Origin of the sequence: Lachnoclostridium sp. An169, assembly GCF_002160525.1 — a bacterium.
GTDB classification, from domain to species: domain Bacteria; phylum Bacillota; class Clostridia; order Lachnospirales; family Lachnospiraceae; genus Mediterraneibacter; species Mediterraneibacter cottocaccae.
Genome location: NZ_NFKT01000056.1, coordinates 1 through 15,333, shown reverse-complemented (window position 1 = coordinate 15,333; position 15,333 = coordinate 1). Strand labels below are relative to the sequence as shown.

The window sequence follows — 15,333 nt, the reverse complement described above, 5'->3', positions numbered from 1 at the left end:
GATACCGCAAAGGAATATTTTGAAAAGGTTCTGGCAGAAGCACAGCGTGTACTGGCGGATGAAAACGCAGACGCGGATGAAGTCAATACGGCATGGGACAGCCTCCTGGAAGGAATCTGGGGACTTGGCGTTGTGCAGGGGGACAAGACGAATTTGGAGATCCTGATCGAACGCGCGGAGAGAATGACAGAACAGGCAGACCGCTATGTACAGGATAACTGGCAGAGTCTTGTGAATGCCCTGGAAGCAGCAAAGAAAGTGTATGAGGATGGGGACGCGCTGCAGGAAGATATCATGTCCGCAGCGGATGACCTTCTTGACACGATCCTGATGCAGAGATACAAAGCGAATAAAGAAAACCTCCAGAGACTTGTAGACAGCCTGAAAGATCTGGATCTTACGAAGTACACAGAGGAGTCCGCAGATGTATTCAGAGCAGCGCTGATGCAGGCAAATATGGTACTGTCAGATGAATCGCTGTCTGTGGACGACCAGGCTGTAGTGGATCAGGCGGAGACTGAACTGGCAGCGGCGCGGGATGCGCTCGCCCTGAAAGAAGAGCCAGGCGACCCGAGTGAACCGGGTGATCCGTCTGAACCAAGTGATCCGAGCGAACCGGGGGAGCCGTCCGACCCAAGTGAACCGGGTGACCCGAGCGAGCCATCCGATCCGTCTGAACCGGGTGATCCGTCCGAGCCGGACAGCCCGGATACTCCGGAAAGTTCAGATGCTGGACAGAAAACGGATACGGGGGCAAAAGACAACGGAACCGGAGCTCAGAAGGCTGCAAAGACCGGTGATGACGCGCAGGTGGGAACTGCGGCGGCACTGATGGCGGCAGCGGCGGTACTGGCGGGAGTTACGGTTGTAATAAGAAGGAAGAAACTTTATTAAACGCTAGAAACGGAAATACGGGCAGAAAACAGGAAGCAGGCTGAATTGTGCGCGGGCACAAAGCGCAGTCTGCTTTCTGTATGCGGTAAAGTTCAAAAAACTGTGCTGTTTTGATAAAAAACAGAGAAAACACAGGATTTCATAGTTGTATATATCCAAAAAAGCTCATTATAATAAGCGCATCAACAAACGAAAGTGAGGAAGAGGATGAAAACAAAAATCAGGACCGGAAGAAAAACAGCTTCCAGAAGAAAGAACCTGACTTTGACGCTGATGGCGCTGCCTGCCGCAGTTATCCTGTTTCTGTTTTCTTACGTGCCGATCGGCGGCCTGATTATCGCTTTTAAGGATTACAGGTTTGATAAAGGTATGTTTGGAAGCGAGTGGGTAGGATTTAAGAATTTTCAATTTTTCTTTGAATCCAATGACGCCTGGAGGGTGCTGCGCAATACGATCGGACTTAACGCGCTGTTCATAGCTATTACGCTGGTTATCTCAGTAGCGCTCGCACTGATGATGAATGAAGTCCGGAGCCGGATAACGATCAAAGTCGTACAGACAATTATGTTTTTCCCATACTTTATGTCATGGGTTGTAGTGGGATACCTGCTATATGCTTATCTCCACCACGACTACGGGATTCTGAACCAGATTCTGGAATTCTTTGGAATGGAGAGCATCGCATGGTATGCAAGATCACAGTACTGGCCGTTTATCCTGACTTTCATGTATGCATGGAAAATGGCTGGATATTATGCAGTAGTCTACTATGCGGGGCTGATGGGGATAGACGATACATATTATGAGGCTGCCGCGCTAGATGGAGCAAGTCGGTGGCAGATGGTATGGAAGATTACCCTGCCGCTCCTCAGAAGTGTGATTATCGTAATGGTCATTCTTCAGATCGGAAGGATCATGTATGCAGACTTCGGACTATTCTTCAATCTGACGAGAGACCAGGGCGCCCTGTATGCGACAACAGATGTGTTGGATACTTACATTTACCGTGCGCTGAGAGTAACTGGAAATATCGGTATCAGTTCAGCCGTAGGATGTTTCCAGGCTGTAGTCGGATTTATTCTGATAACGGGAACAAATCTAGTGGTACGCAAAATTGACAAAGAAAGTGCTTTATTCTAGGGAGGTGTATACAGTATGAAAAAAGAAATTTCACTTGGACCGAAAATTGCAATATATGCGGTGCTAATCCTGTTCTGCCTCCTGTGTGTGATTCCCATTATCACAGTAGTCTCTATTTCATTTTCCAGTGACATGGAGATCGTGAAAAATGGATATGGAATTATTCCGAAAGGCTTTACACTGGACGCATATGCTTTCGTATTTAAAGACGCGGCGGCGATTTTAAGATCTTATGCGGTGACGATTATAGTTACCGTACTGGGACTGGCACTGGGCTTAACCCTGAATGCGATGATCGCATATGTACTTTCCAGACAGGATTACAAATACAACAAACAGCTTACCGTGTTCCTGATCATACCGATGGTATTAAGCGGAGGTATGGTTCCGAGCTATATCTGGATCACCAGATATCTTCAGCTTAAGAATACAATATGGGTAATGATTCTGCCGCTTCTGATTGTACCGTGGTTTATCGTGCTGCTCCGTACCTTTTTCAGGCAGATTCCCACATCCCTGATCGAGGCGGCTACAGTGGACGGTGCGGGAGAGCTAACGATCTTTGCCAGGGTAATTCTGCCTCTGGCGAAACCGGCACTGGCGACAGTGGGAATGTTCATCACGCTGAATTACTGGAACGACTGGTTCCAGCCGCTGATGTATATTGACCAGAGGGAACTCTATAACCTTCAGTACCGCCTGTATATTATGATGCGTGATGTACAGGAGATGATCCGCAACTCTGCGGTATCCGGTATGGGAATCAGTGTAGCAGATATGCCGACGGAATCCATGCGTATGGCGATGTGTGTTGTAGCGGCAGGACCGATGCTGGTTGTATTTCCGTTCTTCCAGAAATATTTTGTCAAGGGTCTTACAGTAGGCGGAGTGAAAGGATAAGAGGGAAGGCGGAACTCAAAGAGTAAGGATGTAATTTGCACAGGCAAATACAGATAAAAATTAAAGGAGGACTACATTTATGAAGAAAAGGATGATTGCACTCGGGATGACCGCAGTTCTGGCAGCGGGTGCGCTGGCGGGCTGCAGCGGAGGAAACGGCGGCGGAAGCGGAGATGGCGGCGACGCGAAAAAGGATGTTGTCAACATCAGGATACATACGACCGTTCCGGAACAGACGGATCAGGATGCTGTAATGGAAGCGCTCAATGAGTATACTGCGGAGAAAATCGGTGTTACCTGTGACTGGGTATTCCACGGCGGTTCCTATGCGGACAAGATCCAGACGATTATTGCATCCGGAGAAGAGTATGACGCATGCTTTACATCAAACTGGCTGAATCCGTATAACACAAATGTGGCGAAAGGCGCTTTCATTGATATCAGTGAGATGCTGCCGGATGTTGCGCCGGATCTTTATGAGACAATTCCGGACTATATGTGGACCGCAGCGACAATCAACGGAGGAATCTACGCAGTGCCGAACCAGCAGATCGTCGCGCGTCAGTTATGTGCCCTGATGCCGAAAGAATACGTGGAGGGAACCGGTACAGATATTAACGCAGTAAAGAATCTTACCGACATGGGCGACTATGCACAGAAAGCATATGACCAGTACGGGGCACAGGTCGGCGGTGTAAATATTTCATCAGCGGCGGACTACTGTGGATATGAATACATCAGTGATTACCTGTCAGCAGGCGTGATAAAGATGGATGATGAGAGTGCAAAAGTCGTGAACCTGTATGAGACAGACGAGTGGATCAACATGCTGAACGAACTGGCAGATCTCAACGACAAAGGACTCCTTGACGGAGAATGCGGATATATGTCTGAGTATGGAGAGAGCCAGAGACTGGCAAAGAAAACATCTGCCTTCTATTCAGGAACTTATAAACCGGGCGTAGAAGCAGAGGAATCGACCCGTGCGGGCTATGACTGTGTAGTAGCACCGGTAGATGTTGAGCCGTATATTTCTACAAACGGTGTTATCGCGACAATGTATGGAATCTCTGTTACATCGAAACACCCGGAAGAAACATTAAAGTATCTTGAGCTGCTCAGCACGGACGAATATGCGATCAACCTTATTTCCTACGGTATCGAAGAAAAACATTATGAAAAGATTGACGATCATACAATCCGCACGATTGCGGACAGCGGATATTCACACGGACAGGCATGGGCGCTTGGAAACGTATTCAATACATACGTTCTCGAGGGACAGCCGGATGACGTATGGGAGCAGACAAAAGAGCTTAATGACAGCGCAAAGACTTCCCCGATCCTTGGCTTCTCCTTTGACCCAGAACCGGTTCAGCAGGAGATCACCAATGTCTCAACAGTTGTAAAACAGTATGAAAGCCTTGTAGGCGGAGAACTTCCGGTGGAAGAGACGAACGCGGAACTTCTCTCCCAGCTTGAAGTGGCGGGAATTGACAAGGTAATCGCTGAGATGCAGAAACAGGTAGACGAGTTCCTGGCATCAAAATAAAGACACTGTCTGTATAGAATGATCAGATTTCCTGACGGAGGTATTACAGCCGCCGTCAGGAATTTTTGTTAATATTCAAAGAAAGTACAAAAAATCAGAGTTGCATTTTAACAGGGACGCATGGGAAAATAAAGTGGAGAGTATCTGTAATATGGAGGGAGTGGCGGGGAGTGCTGAAGGAAAAGTGGAAAACCCATATTCGTGAAAGGCATGAAAAGCAAAAGAAAAATCAGAAATTTCAGAGAATCTTTCTGGGCATATCGGCAGGAATTATCGGAATCGTTCTGGCAGGTATGTCCGTTTTGTATGCTGTCATGAGGGAGCTTATCATAGACCAGAACATCCAGATGTCCACCCAGACCTTTGCACAGGTACAGAAAGAGTTCGACAATACGGATGATACGGCAAATGAGATCGCTACCCAGGTCATGTTGGACGATGTCTGTTCCGAACTGATCGGAACCCTGACGGAAGAATGGCCTGACAGTATACAGATGGACCGGATACGGAACCAGCTTACGATGTACCAGACAGCGAACCCAACGGTCAAATCAATCTATATCTACAGTTCCGTGCCGGATCTCATCCTCACATCCGGAAGCAGGTTCGGAGCAAGCAGTATTGAGAATTTTCCGGATTACGGAATCGGAAAATATATGACGCGCACGTCGGAGTATGTAGGCGGCGGTCTGATTCCGAGAGCTGTTTCCGGGGTATACCAGAGTGATCCCCGTAAGGAAGTGAAAGTCTATACTAAGATTCTTTTCTCTTCCCATGGAAGGAGCGCTGTCGCAGTGAATCTGGACTATGAAGCGATAGCGGACAGTATCTGCTCCATGGATATCTTAAATGAAAGCCGGATGCTGATCTTTAACGAAAAAGGCGACCGGCTTATCGACATCAGCACCACGACGATTGAAGCGTCAGATGAACTGCGCAGAGCAGTGGAGGAAATAGCGGGGAAAGGCGCGGAAAACCGGGAGATAACTGTGTCCGGAGGTGAAAAATACTTTATTTCTTATCTGCATTCGGAAGAGAGTGGATGGGATTACATTAAGATTACAAAATGGGAAGAAGTATTTCAGACGCTTACGGTGCTGACGGAGTGTACCCTTCTGATCATAGCTGTTATTGTGACGCTGATGGCTGCAGTTATGGGAAAAAGCGCTGTCTCATTAGTGCGGATGCAGAAAAAGTCCGGTCCCGGGATTCACCAGGCGGAAATCAACAGACTTAAAGAAGGATTTTTAAGCGACTTTCTCCACAGCCGGAAGCTGTTTACCAAAAGACAGCTGATGGAGCAGATGGAAAAATTCGACTTTACCCTGGAGGAAGAGAAGAACTATACGGTGCTGATCCTGCAGATCGAGGAGAAGGAAAAGTTCAAGGAACTCTATGGTGAAAAGGGTACTTATGATATAGAATTCGGATACTGGAATATTTTTGAAGAAATATTCCGGAAAGACTTTAAAATTTCGGGTGTGATCAACAAGGATTATACACTGTCGTTTATTCTTGAGACGACCGGCGCAGAGCAGGTACAGGAACGTCTGAAAAAATGTTTTGAGACGTTTTTAAAAGAGCAGAAAAGGTTTATCCCCTGGCATTTCTTCTGCATCGGGACAGAACAGAGCGTGAACCTGGAAGATATTCCGGAGCTGAATGAAAAACTGGAAAAGGCTCTCCGGGAAAGCTTCTTTTATCCGGAAGATACATACTGCACTATGGAGCTCATCTGGCAGGAACACAGTGGAAGGGCGGACTACCAGAAACTGGAGGCAGGACGCCTGATCAAAGCAGTAAGATGTGGAGAAGGAATGAAGGCGGTATATGACAGCCTGACAGAAGAACTTGCATGCTGTAGAAGCTCGGAATATATGAATGCGATTATATGGCTTGGAATTACGCTGATGCGGAATCTTGGAACAGTTGTCCCTGATGAAAAAGGAGTCAGCCAGTTCCTTGTGAATCTGACACTGTGTGAGAAACGAGGGCAGACAGACGAATGTTTCGAACAGCTTTTCGGACAGATCAGAAAGAATCAGGAGAAATCCGGGGAGAAGAAGGGGATGGCAGGCCGTCTTGACGAAGTAAAGAAATACATCGTGGAGAATTTCAGGGATCCGAATATTTCTCTGGAGCGTCTGGCAGATGAATTCGGCGGCTCACCCAACTATATGGGGAGACTGTTTAAGAAGGATACAGGAATATCTGTATCAGAGTATATTAATGAAATTCGTCTCCGCGAGGTTATGAAGGAACTCCGGGAGACGAACCGTCCGGCGAAGGAGGTCGCGGAGCAGTGCGGATTCATCAGCAGCAATTATTTTTACACGTACTTCCGGAAGAAGACGGGGATGACGCCGCAGACATACCGGGAGACATGGAAAGAAAGTAAAGAGAAGGAAGAAGCTGTGTGAGGACACAAAAAAGAGAGGACAGCGTTTTGGTTGAGAGCGTGTCCTCTCTTTTCCTCCATGCGGATATCGTCGCATGATATCTCAGCGCGATCTCCGCACAATTTCTTCGCACGATATTTCCGCACGGTATCTCCGCATGGATGTTTCAGCACGGATTCCTCCGCTCGAATCCTGGCAGGATACTGCCCTTTTCATGCGCCTCAGGAGATGCTTCCTTCTTCCGGAGCCCCCGCATGGTCCAGTAGTATGCTGCCGCCAGGGGAACACATGCCCCTGCCCACGCGAGCGGGTTGGAGAGACAGGCTCCCGGGAAGCCGAACAGATCCGCGAGAATCAGCCCGCTGAATGCCCGCATGACGAGCTCCATCACCCCTGCGACAGTGGGAACAAGAGATTTTCCGAGTCCCTGCAGGGTAAAGCGGTAGATGAAGAGCAGTGCCAGGATGACGTAGGTGCTTCCGGTGATGGTCAGGTATGTGTGGGACAGCTCGATCACTTCCGTCTCCCCTGCGCTGACGAACAGAGCAGTGAGCTGCCGTCCTACCATGATGTTTACCACGCCCATGACGATGCTGAATCCGCCGGAGAGCAGGATACACTGGTTGACGCCCTGGCGGACCCGGTCAAGTTTTCCGGCGCCGTAGTTCTGCGCTGCATAGGTTGCCATCGCCATGCCGAAGGAGTTCATGGGCATGGTGGCGATGGAATCAATCTTCTGGGCCGCGGTATACGCGGCAACGGAAACTGCTCCGAGCCGGTTCAGCGCGGACTGAAGGATCAGAGATCCCACAGCGATGATGGACATCTGGAATGCCATGGGCAGTCCGGTGCTCAGGTGGATCCTGATATTTCGCAGATCCATGCGGAAATCTTCCCGGCGCACGCACAGAAGCGGAAATTTCCTGTGGATGTATATAATACACATGACGCCGGAGAGAAGCTGGGAAAATACGGTAGCTACTCCTGCACCTGCCACGCCCATATGGAAGATCAGAATCAGTGCAAAGTCGAGTATGATGTTTACGATGCAGGCAAAAATGAGGAAGTAAAGCGGTGTCCTGCTGTCTCCCAGTGCCCGGATCTCGTTGGAGAGCAGGTTGAAGAGAACCTGGGCGGGAATCCCTATAAAGATGACTTTCAGGTAAATGTCTGCATCGGTAATGATCTCAGCCGGTGTTTCCAGAAGTTTCAGAAACGGCATGGAGAGCGGGATGGAAACTGCGGTCATGAGCGCCGCCGCCGCGAAGCTTAAGACAATGCTCACGGCAAAACTTCTGCGCACGCCCTCCGAATCTCCGGAACCGAACCTCTGTGCGGTGATGATGGACAGTCCTGATGTCAGGCCGTTTACAAACCCAAGGATCAGAAAGGTGATGCTGCCTGTACAGCCTACAGCAGCCAGCGCGTTGACACTGATGGTCCTGCCTACGATCAGCGTGTCCGCCATGCTGTAAAACTGCTGAAAAATGTTGCCTGCGATCAGCGGCAGGGAAAACTCCAGGATAAGAAGGAACGGTTTTCCCTTTGTGAGAGTTTTTGTCATTTGGATCAACCCCTTTCATTTTTTTCTTGTAAGAGACATTATAAAAAAATTACAAAAAAGAAGAATGTAGTTTTCTGTACAAAGGATGAATTATGTTGTACAGTTGAAGTGATAGGAAGAAGGGAAGGATAAGATGTGCGTAAATTATGATTTTACATACAGTGATCTGAATCCGCAGTTTCTATATGCCTGTATTTTTGACCGGCAGGAGGAGCAGGAAGATTACCGCTCCCATGATTTTGCGGAGATCGGGGTGATTCTGAAGGGAAAAGGACATTTCTTTATAGATGGGCAGGCGATTCCGGTGGAGGAGGGGACTCTTCTGATCTTTAATCCCGGAGTCTGTCACAGAAGTGTGCCGGATGGGACGACGACGGAGTTCTATGCGGCGTTTACGAACGTGCAGTATAAAAACTGCCGGGAAAACTGTATCCCTCTGCCGGGGAAAGGAGGCGCAGTGCTTAAGATGCCGGAAAAGATGAAGAAACAGGTGTCTGCACTCTGCAGAAATATGGAAGAGGAGCTGAAAAGCCCGCAGAGCGGACGGTATTTTATGATGAAAGCATACCTGATACAGATGCTCTGTCTGATCTCGCGCTCGGAAGAGACGGAAGAAGCAGCGGGAAAGCGCAGAGTATTCCGCACTGCCGGGAAAAAATACGTGGTTGCGCAGGTGCAGAAGTATCTGGAAGAACATTACCAGGAGAAGATATCTCTCAGCCAGATTGCTTCCAACATGTATTTGAGTTCAATTTACATATCCAAGATATTCAAAAGTGAGACCGGGGACACGCCCATCAATTATCTGATCAGTATCCGCATGGAGAAAGCCCGGGAGATTCTGGAGTCGGACCCGGAGATCTCCGTGCAGAAGGCAGCAGATGCAGTGGGATATGACGACGCCTATCATTTCAGCAGGCTGTTTAAAAAATATTTTGGAATATCACCTCTCTATTATAAAGGGAAAAGCATGGAAGATAAGAAAGAGAAACAGGAAGGAAAGCAGGAAACTAAAGAATAAAGAAGCGGAAACCACTTGATTTTCTGCCCGGGCATTTCTATAATGAAAGAAGATGTTTAAACAAGAAGGAGCGAGAAAAATGCCCAGGGCGAAATATGACCATATATATAAGGACTTGAAGGAGAAGATCGAGACGGAGGTCTATGCCTATCAGGAGATGCTGCCCTCCGAAAATGTACTCGTCACGGAGTACGGCTGTTCCAGGAACACCGTGCGCAGGGCCATCGCAGAGCTGACGGCGGACGGATATGTTCAGCCCATGCACGGAAAAGGAGTACGCAATATTTTCCGACCGGTGGAACAGACGGCATTTATTGTGGGCGGAATCGAGTCTTTTAAGGAATCGGCGATCCGGAACAAGAAAACGCCGTATACAAAAGTCCTGCAGTTCACTGAGATTACAGTGGATGAAAAGATCGAGCGGAGGACGGGGTTTAAGAAAGGGACAGAACTCTACTATATCCAGAGGCTTAGGTCCCTGGACGGGAAACCGCTGATCCTGGACCATAATTATTTCCTGAAGGAACTGACATACGGGCTTACCCCGGAGATCGCGGAGCGCTCTGTCTATGATTACCTTGAAGGCGTGAAGGGGATTACCATTACCACAAGCAAGCGGACCCTGACTGTGGAGCGGGTGACACAGGTGGATGAAAAGTATCTGGATCTGCGGGATTATAACTGTATGGCGGTGATTACGAGCCAGACCTTTGATGACAACGGGATCCAGTTCGAGTATACCCAGTCGCGGCACCGCCCCGATTATTTCCGTTTCCAGGATGTTGCCACAAGGCGGAAAGGACCAGGTGAAAAACATGCGGTTTTCTCATGAGCTGGTTGTGCCGGAGGAAGGTTTCCCCTTTAAGGTGTTTATCTTTGAAGGGCGGGAAGGCGGATATTTCCGGGAAAAGCACTGGCACCGGTCCATCGAGATCTTCGCGGTGTGCCGGGGCAGCCTGAAATTTTATATGGAGGAGCGTGCGGTGCCTCTTTCAGAGGACGAATTTATGATCGTCAATTCCAACGAGGTCCATGCCATCGACTCTCCTCTGCCCAACGAGACAATTGTACTGCAGATCCCCCTGAAAATGTTCGAGGACTATTTCACAGGGGAACAGTTTATCTGGTTTACCCACGAGCCGGGGCGGCGGGATGACCGATTCATGGAACTGCTCAAAGAGCTTTACCGTGTATACAGTGAGAAGAAATGCGGATATGATATGAAGGTCAAGAGCATTTTCTACAATATCATGTATCTGCTTGTCAAGGAGTACCGGATGACGGATGTGGAAGATGAGTTTGTGCGGAAAAACAAGAACCTGAACCGGCTCTCTTCGATTACTTCCTACATGAAAGACAACTACACGAAAGAGATGAGCCTGGAGGAAGTGGCGGGAATCTTCGGGTATTCGGCTACATATCTGTCGCGGATGTTCCAGAAATATGCGGGGATCACGTTCAAGAGCTATCTCCAGAGCATCCGGCTGCGGTATGCCATCAAGGATCTTGATAACGGGCAGTACTCGGTGACGGAGGCGGCGCTCAGGAACGGCTTCTCCGGAAGCAAGGCACTGGCGAGGGCATTTCAGAAGCAGTATGGGATGCTGCCAAGCGAGTATGTGAAGAAGAGCGGGAGGAAAGAGAATCGGGAGTGACGGCGGTGAAAATAAAAAAGGATAAGAAATGGGCATTAAAAGGCTAATAATTTGGTCGAAAATGTCATATGAAGTTGTTAAAATGACCTCAGAAGTAAAAAAAGGAGGTCGGAAAAATTGAACATTCAGAAACTGACAGATCCATCCTTCGGAAAATACGGGAAAGTGGTCACGGAATTCTCTTTTGATAAAATTTTAAAAGAGATGGAGCACACTCCCCTTCCGAAGGATGTTGTCTATGTGCCGTCCGTGGAGGAACTCGAGGCGGTTCCGGAGGCTGCGGATGTCTGCCGGAAAGGTTTCGGCGGACTGCCGATCCAGATCGGGTACTGCAACGGGGACAATCATAAACTGAACGCTCTGGAGTATCATAGAAGTTCTGAGATTGATATTGCGGCTACAGACCTGATTCTTCTGCTGGGATGCCAGCAGGACATCGAAGAGGGAGACCTGTACGATACCGCAAAGGTGGAGGCATTCTTCGTTCCTGCAGGAACTGCAGTTGAACTTTATGCGACCACGCTTCACTATGCGCCGTGCACCGCTCAGGAAGGCGGATTCCGCTGTGTGATCGTCCTGCCGAAGGGAACCAATGAAGATCTGCCGTTCGAGACCGCAAAGGACGGAGAGAACCGTCTGCTTACGGCAGTGAACAAATGGCTGATCGCCCATGAGGAAGCCGGAATCGAAGGCGCGTTCTGCGGACTGAAAGGCGAGAATATCGAAGTTTAAAAAAGATTGAAGAAAGAGAGGAATTGAACAATGAATAACATGCCGGAAATTAAAATCGGAGTTGTGGCAGTGAGCAGGGACTGTTTCCCGGAGAGCCTGTCTGTAAACAGAAGAAAAGCGCTGATTGACGCGTATACAAAGAAATATGGTGAGGGAACTGTTTACGAGTGCCCGATCTGCATCGTTGAGAGCGAGATCCATATGGTGCAGGCACTTGAGGATGTTAAGAAAGCAGGATGCAACGCACTGGTTGTATATCTTGGAAACTTCGGACCGGAGATCTCCGAGACACTGCTTGCAAAACATTTCGAGGGACCGAAGATGTTCATCGCAGCAGCAGAGGAGAGCCAGAACGACCTGGTACAGGGCCGCGGCGACGCATACTGCGGAATGCTCAACGCAAGCTACAACCTGAAACTTCGCAATGTGAAAGCTTACATCCCGGAATATCCGGTTGGAAATGCAGAAGAGTGCGCTGATATGATCCACGAGTTTGAGCCGATTGCAAGAGCAGTTGTAGGACTTAACAGCCTGAAGATCATCAGCTTCGGACCGCGTCCGCTGAACTTCCTTGCATGTAACGCACCGATTCAGCAGCTCTACAATATCGGTGTTGAGATTGAGGAGAACTCCGAGCTCGACCTGTTCGAGGCGTTTAACAAACATGCGGGAGACGAGAGAATCCCGGCTATTGTAAAAGAGATGGAAGAGGAACTCGGCGCAGGCAACAAGAAACCGGAGATCCTTTCCAAACTGGCGCAGTACGAACTCACCCTGAAAGACTGGGTTGAGGATCACAGAGGATACCGCAAATATGTGGCAATCGCAGGAAAATGCTGGCCGGCATTTCAGACACAGTTCGGATTCGTACCCTGCTATGTCAACAGCCGTCTGACAGCACAGGGAATCCCGGTATCCTGTGAGGTTGATATCTACGGCGCATTAAGCGAGTTCATCGGAACTGTTGTAAGCCAGGATACGGTTACACTCCTTGACATCAACAACACCGTGCCGAACGATATGTATAAAGAGAGCATCGAAGGGAAATTCCCGTACACCCAGAAAGATACATTTATGGGATTCCACTGCGGAAATACCGCTTCCAGCAAGCTGTCCTTCTGCGAGATGAAATACCAGATGATCATGGCGCGTACACTTCCGGAAGAGGTGACACAGGGAACTCTGGAAGGAGATATCGTACCGGGCGACATCACATTCTACCGTTTGCAGAGCACATCAGACAACAAACTGCGCGCTTATGTGGCACAGGGCGAGGTGCTTCCGGTTGCAACGAAGTCCTTCGGATCCATCGGCGTATTCGCAATTCCGGAGATGGGACGTTTCTACCGCCACGTTCTGATCGAGAAGAACTTCCCGCATCACGGTGCGGTTGCTTTCGGACACTATGGAAAAGCGCTGTTTGAGGTATTCAAATACATCGGTGTTCCGGTAGATGAGATCGGATACAACCAGCCGAAGGGCGTAAGATATCCGACAGAGAATCCGTGGGGTTAATAAAAGAATCTGTTAATTGAGAAAAGTGTTAATTGAGAAAAGCTGTTATAAGAGGCTGCGCTGACCTGGGTGCGCAGCCTCTTTCAGAATATGTGGAGGTGCAAAACATGTTATTTATAGGCGTAGACCTCGGTACATCAGCGGTAAAACTGCTTCTGATGGACGAGGAGGGAAAGATACATAAAATCGTATCAAAAGAGTACCCGCTGTATTTCCCGCATCCGGGCTGGTCGGAGCAGAAGCCGGAAGACTGGTATGCGCAGAGCATGGAGGGAATCAAAGAGCTCACTGCAGAGTGCGATAAGAGCCAGGTGAAAGGAATCAGTTTCGGGGGACAGATGCACGGACTGGTAGCCCTTGATGAAAACGACAATGTAATCCGCCCGGCAATCCTCTGGAACGACGGAAGAACCGGAAAACAGACGGACTATCTCAATAATGTAATTGGAAAAGAGACACTGTCAAAATATACGGCAAACATTGCATTTGCGGGATTCACAGCCCCGAAGATCCTCTGGATGAAGGAAAACGAGCCGGAGAATTTCGCACGGATCAGAAAGATCATGCTCCCGAAAGACTATCTGGCATACCGTCTGTCCGGAACATTCTGCACAGAATATTCCGACGCGTCCGGAATGCTGCTCCTCGATGTGGAGCACAAGTGCTGGTCAAAGGAAATGATGGAGATCTGCGGTATCACGGAAGATCAGCTTCCGAAGCTCTATGAAAGCTGGGAGCCGGTGGGAACGCTGACCAAAGAGGCGGCATCAGAACTGGGACTTCCGGAAGATGTGAAAGTGATTGCCGGAGCAGGGGACAACGCAGCGGCAGCAGTGGGAACCGGTACAGTCGGCGACGGCGGCTGCAATATTTCCCTGGGAACATCGGGAACGCTGTTTATCTCAAGCAGAAAATTCGGCGTAGACAAAAACAATGCGCTTCATTCATTTGCACATGCAGATGGAAATTACCATCTTATGGGATGTATGCTGAGCGCGGCTTCCTGTAACAAATGGTGGATGGACGAGATCCTGAAGACTACCGCATACCAGGATGAACAGGCGAAGATCACCGGGCTTGGAGAAAACAGGGTATTCTATCTGCCCTATCTGATGGGCGAGCGCTCCCCGCATAATGATCCTGATGCAAGGGCTGCATTTATCGGGATGAGCATGGATACGACGAGAGAGGATATGACGCTCGCCGTGCTGGAAGGCGTTGCTTTCGGACTGCGCGATTCCCTGGAGGTGGCGCGCAGCATCGGCGTAAATCCCCAGAGAACGAAGATCTGCGGCGGCGGCGCAAAGAGCCCGCTCTGGAGAAAGATTATCGCCAATGTGATGAACATGAAAGTGGACATTATCGAGAGCGAGGAAGGTCCGGGATACGGTGCGGCGATCCTGGCGGCGGTCGGATGCGGCGTATTCTCTTCCGTGGAGGAAGCCGCCGGAAAACTGGTGAAGATCGTGGCGACAGAGGAACCGGATGCGGAGCTTACAGCGAAGTATGAGGAGAGATACCAGAAGTTCCGGAAACTCTATCCGGCTCTGAAGGAAGTTTATAAAGAGCTGTAGGGTCTGCAGAAAGCAGAGGGGGACCGGATGATCCTGGAGACATTTGATCAGGAAAAGCATATATGGAGTAACTGCGCAGAATAAAATAAACTGAAAAATAGCAGCCGTATAGTATGAAAAATACAGTACGGCTGCTGTTTTTGCAGGTTCCAATACGATGCCCGTTCTTTTTCTGCAAGGTATTCTTTCAAGAAACTCTTTTTTGTATATATTTCTGTATTGACAAATTAACGCATTGCGCCTATAATGATAAAACAATTATCCGGCAAAGCGTGTAAAATGTGCACTTGTGGTTTATATAAGGGTATTTGCCGGACAAAATCCTTTTGATTGAGCTCACAGAAGGTTGCAACCACAGAAGTTATTTTTTATAATGGAGGTGCAACT

The 15,333-nt window shown here is 48.9% G+C and carries 11 protein-coding genes and 1 pseudogene; 11 read left to right on the top strand and 1 reads right to left on the bottom strand.

The genetic code is table 11. The annotated features are described in order from the left end of the window. The 5 genes and pseudogenes from B5F07_RS22480 to B5F07_RS21545 form a co-directional block, all read left to right on the top strand. Positions 1-894, top strand: a pseudogene (locus B5F07_RS22480) (FIVAR domain-containing protein); the annotation flags it as partial. Between the two features lie 207 nt (positions 895-1,101). After that, on the top strand, positions 1,102-2,034 hold the full coding sequence (locus B5F07_RS21560) for an ABC transporter permease (RefSeq protein WP_087163249.1): 933 nt from the start codon (positions 1,102-1,104) through the stop codon (positions 2,032-2,034). A 15-nt stretch (positions 2,035-2,049) separates the two neighbouring features. After that, entirely contained in the window at positions 2,050-2,934 is an 885-nt protein-coding gene (locus B5F07_RS21555; RefSeq protein WP_087163248.1) for a carbohydrate ABC transporter permease, read from the top strand. A 79-nt stretch (positions 2,935-3,013) separates the two neighbouring features. Beyond that, the gene (locus tag B5F07_RS21550; protein WP_087163247.1) at positions 3,014-4,486 is read left to right on the top strand and encodes an ABC transporter substrate-binding protein; all 1,473 of its coding nucleotides are present in this window, start codon (positions 3,014-3,016) and stop codon (positions 4,484-4,486) included. Positions 4,487-4,656: 170 nt separating this feature from the next. Beyond that, on the top strand, positions 4,657-6,906 hold the full coding sequence (locus B5F07_RS21545) for an AraC family transcriptional regulator (protein ID WP_087163246.1): 2,250 nt from the start codon (positions 4,657-4,659) through the stop codon (positions 6,904-6,906). 145 nt (positions 6,907-7,051) lie between these two features. On the opposite strand, the gene B5F07_RS21540 is transcribed toward B5F07_RS21545, so the two are convergent. Further along, a complete protein-coding gene (locus B5F07_RS21540) occupies positions 7,052-8,449 on the bottom strand; it encodes an MATE family efflux transporter (RefSeq protein ID WP_087163245.1) in 1,398 nt (465 codons plus the stop codon). 133 nt (positions 8,450-8,582) lie between these two features. Between B5F07_RS21540 and B5F07_RS21535 the strand changes: the two genes are divergently transcribed. The 6 genes from B5F07_RS21535 (at position 8,583) to xylB (ending at position 14,946) form a co-directional block, all read left to right on the top strand. Continuing rightward, complete coding sequence (locus B5F07_RS21535; RefSeq protein WP_087163244.1) at positions 8,583-9,470, top strand: AraC family transcriptional regulator; 888 nt, start codon at positions 8,583-8,585, stop codon at positions 9,468-9,470. 79 nt (positions 9,471-9,549) lie between these two features. Further along, a complete protein-coding gene (treR, locus tag B5F07_RS21530) occupies positions 9,550-10,302 on the top strand; it encodes a trehalose operon repressor (protein WP_087163243.1) in 753 nt (250 codons plus the stop codon). Then, a complete protein-coding gene (locus B5F07_RS21525) occupies positions 10,286-11,125 on the top strand; it encodes an AraC family transcriptional regulator (protein ID WP_087163242.1) in 840 nt (279 codons plus the stop codon). Before treR ends, B5F07_RS21525 begins: the two co-directional genes overlap by 17 nt. A gap of 117 nt (positions 11,126-11,242) precedes the next feature. After that, positions 11,243-11,857 carry a DUF4867 family protein gene (locus B5F07_RS21520; RefSeq protein WP_087163241.1) on the top strand — a complete coding sequence of 205 codons (615 nt, stop codon included), beginning with the start codon at positions 11,243-11,245 and terminating at the stop codon, positions 11,855-11,857. Between the two features lie 30 nt (positions 11,858-11,887). Continuing rightward, the gene (locus B5F07_RS21515; RefSeq protein WP_087163240.1) at positions 11,888-13,372 is read left to right on the top strand and encodes an L-fucose/L-arabinose isomerase family protein; all 1,485 of its coding nucleotides are present in this window, start codon (positions 11,888-11,890) and stop codon (positions 13,370-13,372) included. A gap of 107 nt (positions 13,373-13,479) precedes the next feature. Beyond that, positions 13,480-14,946 carry a xylulokinase gene (gene xylB / locus B5F07_RS21510; protein WP_087163239.1) on the top strand — a complete coding sequence of 489 codons (1,467 nt, stop codon included), beginning with the start codon at positions 13,480-13,482 and terminating at the stop codon, positions 14,944-14,946. Positions 14,947-15,333 lie beyond the last annotated feature (387 nt).

Excerpts from the sequence above, each read along its gene's own strand:
- B5F07_RS21560 (WP_087163249.1), top strand. The coding sequence starts at position 1,102 with ATGAAAACAAAAATCAGGACCGGAAGAAAAACAGCTTCCAGAAGAAAG.
- B5F07_RS21555 (WP_087163248.1), top strand. The coding sequence starts at position 2,050 with ATGAAAAAAGAAATTTCACTTGGACCGAAAATTGCAATATATGCGGTG.
- B5F07_RS21550 (WP_087163247.1), top strand. The coding sequence starts at position 3,014 with ATGAAGAAAAGGATGATTGCACTCGGGATGACCGCAGTTCTGGCAGCG.
- B5F07_RS21540 (WP_087163245.1), bottom strand. The coding sequence starts at position 8,449 with ATGACAAAAACTCTCACAAAGGGAAAACCGTTCCTTCTTATCCTGGAG.
- B5F07_RS21535 (WP_087163244.1), top strand. The coding sequence starts at position 8,583 with ATGTGCGTAAATTATGATTTTACATACAGTGATCTGAATCCGCAGTTT.
- treR (WP_087163243.1), top strand. The coding sequence starts at position 9,550 with ATGCCCAGGGCGAAATATGACCATATATATAAGGACTTGAAGGAGAAG.
- B5F07_RS21525 (WP_087163242.1), top strand. The coding sequence starts at position 10,286 with ATGCGGTTTTCTCATGAGCTGGTTGTGCCGGAGGAAGGTTTCCCCTTT.
- B5F07_RS21515 (WP_087163240.1), top strand. The coding sequence starts at position 11,888 with ATGAATAACATGCCGGAAATTAAAATCGGAGTTGTGGCAGTGAGCAGG.
- xylB (WP_087163239.1), top strand. The coding sequence starts at position 13,480 with ATGTTATTTATAGGCGTAGACCTCGGTACATCAGCGGTAAAACTGCTT.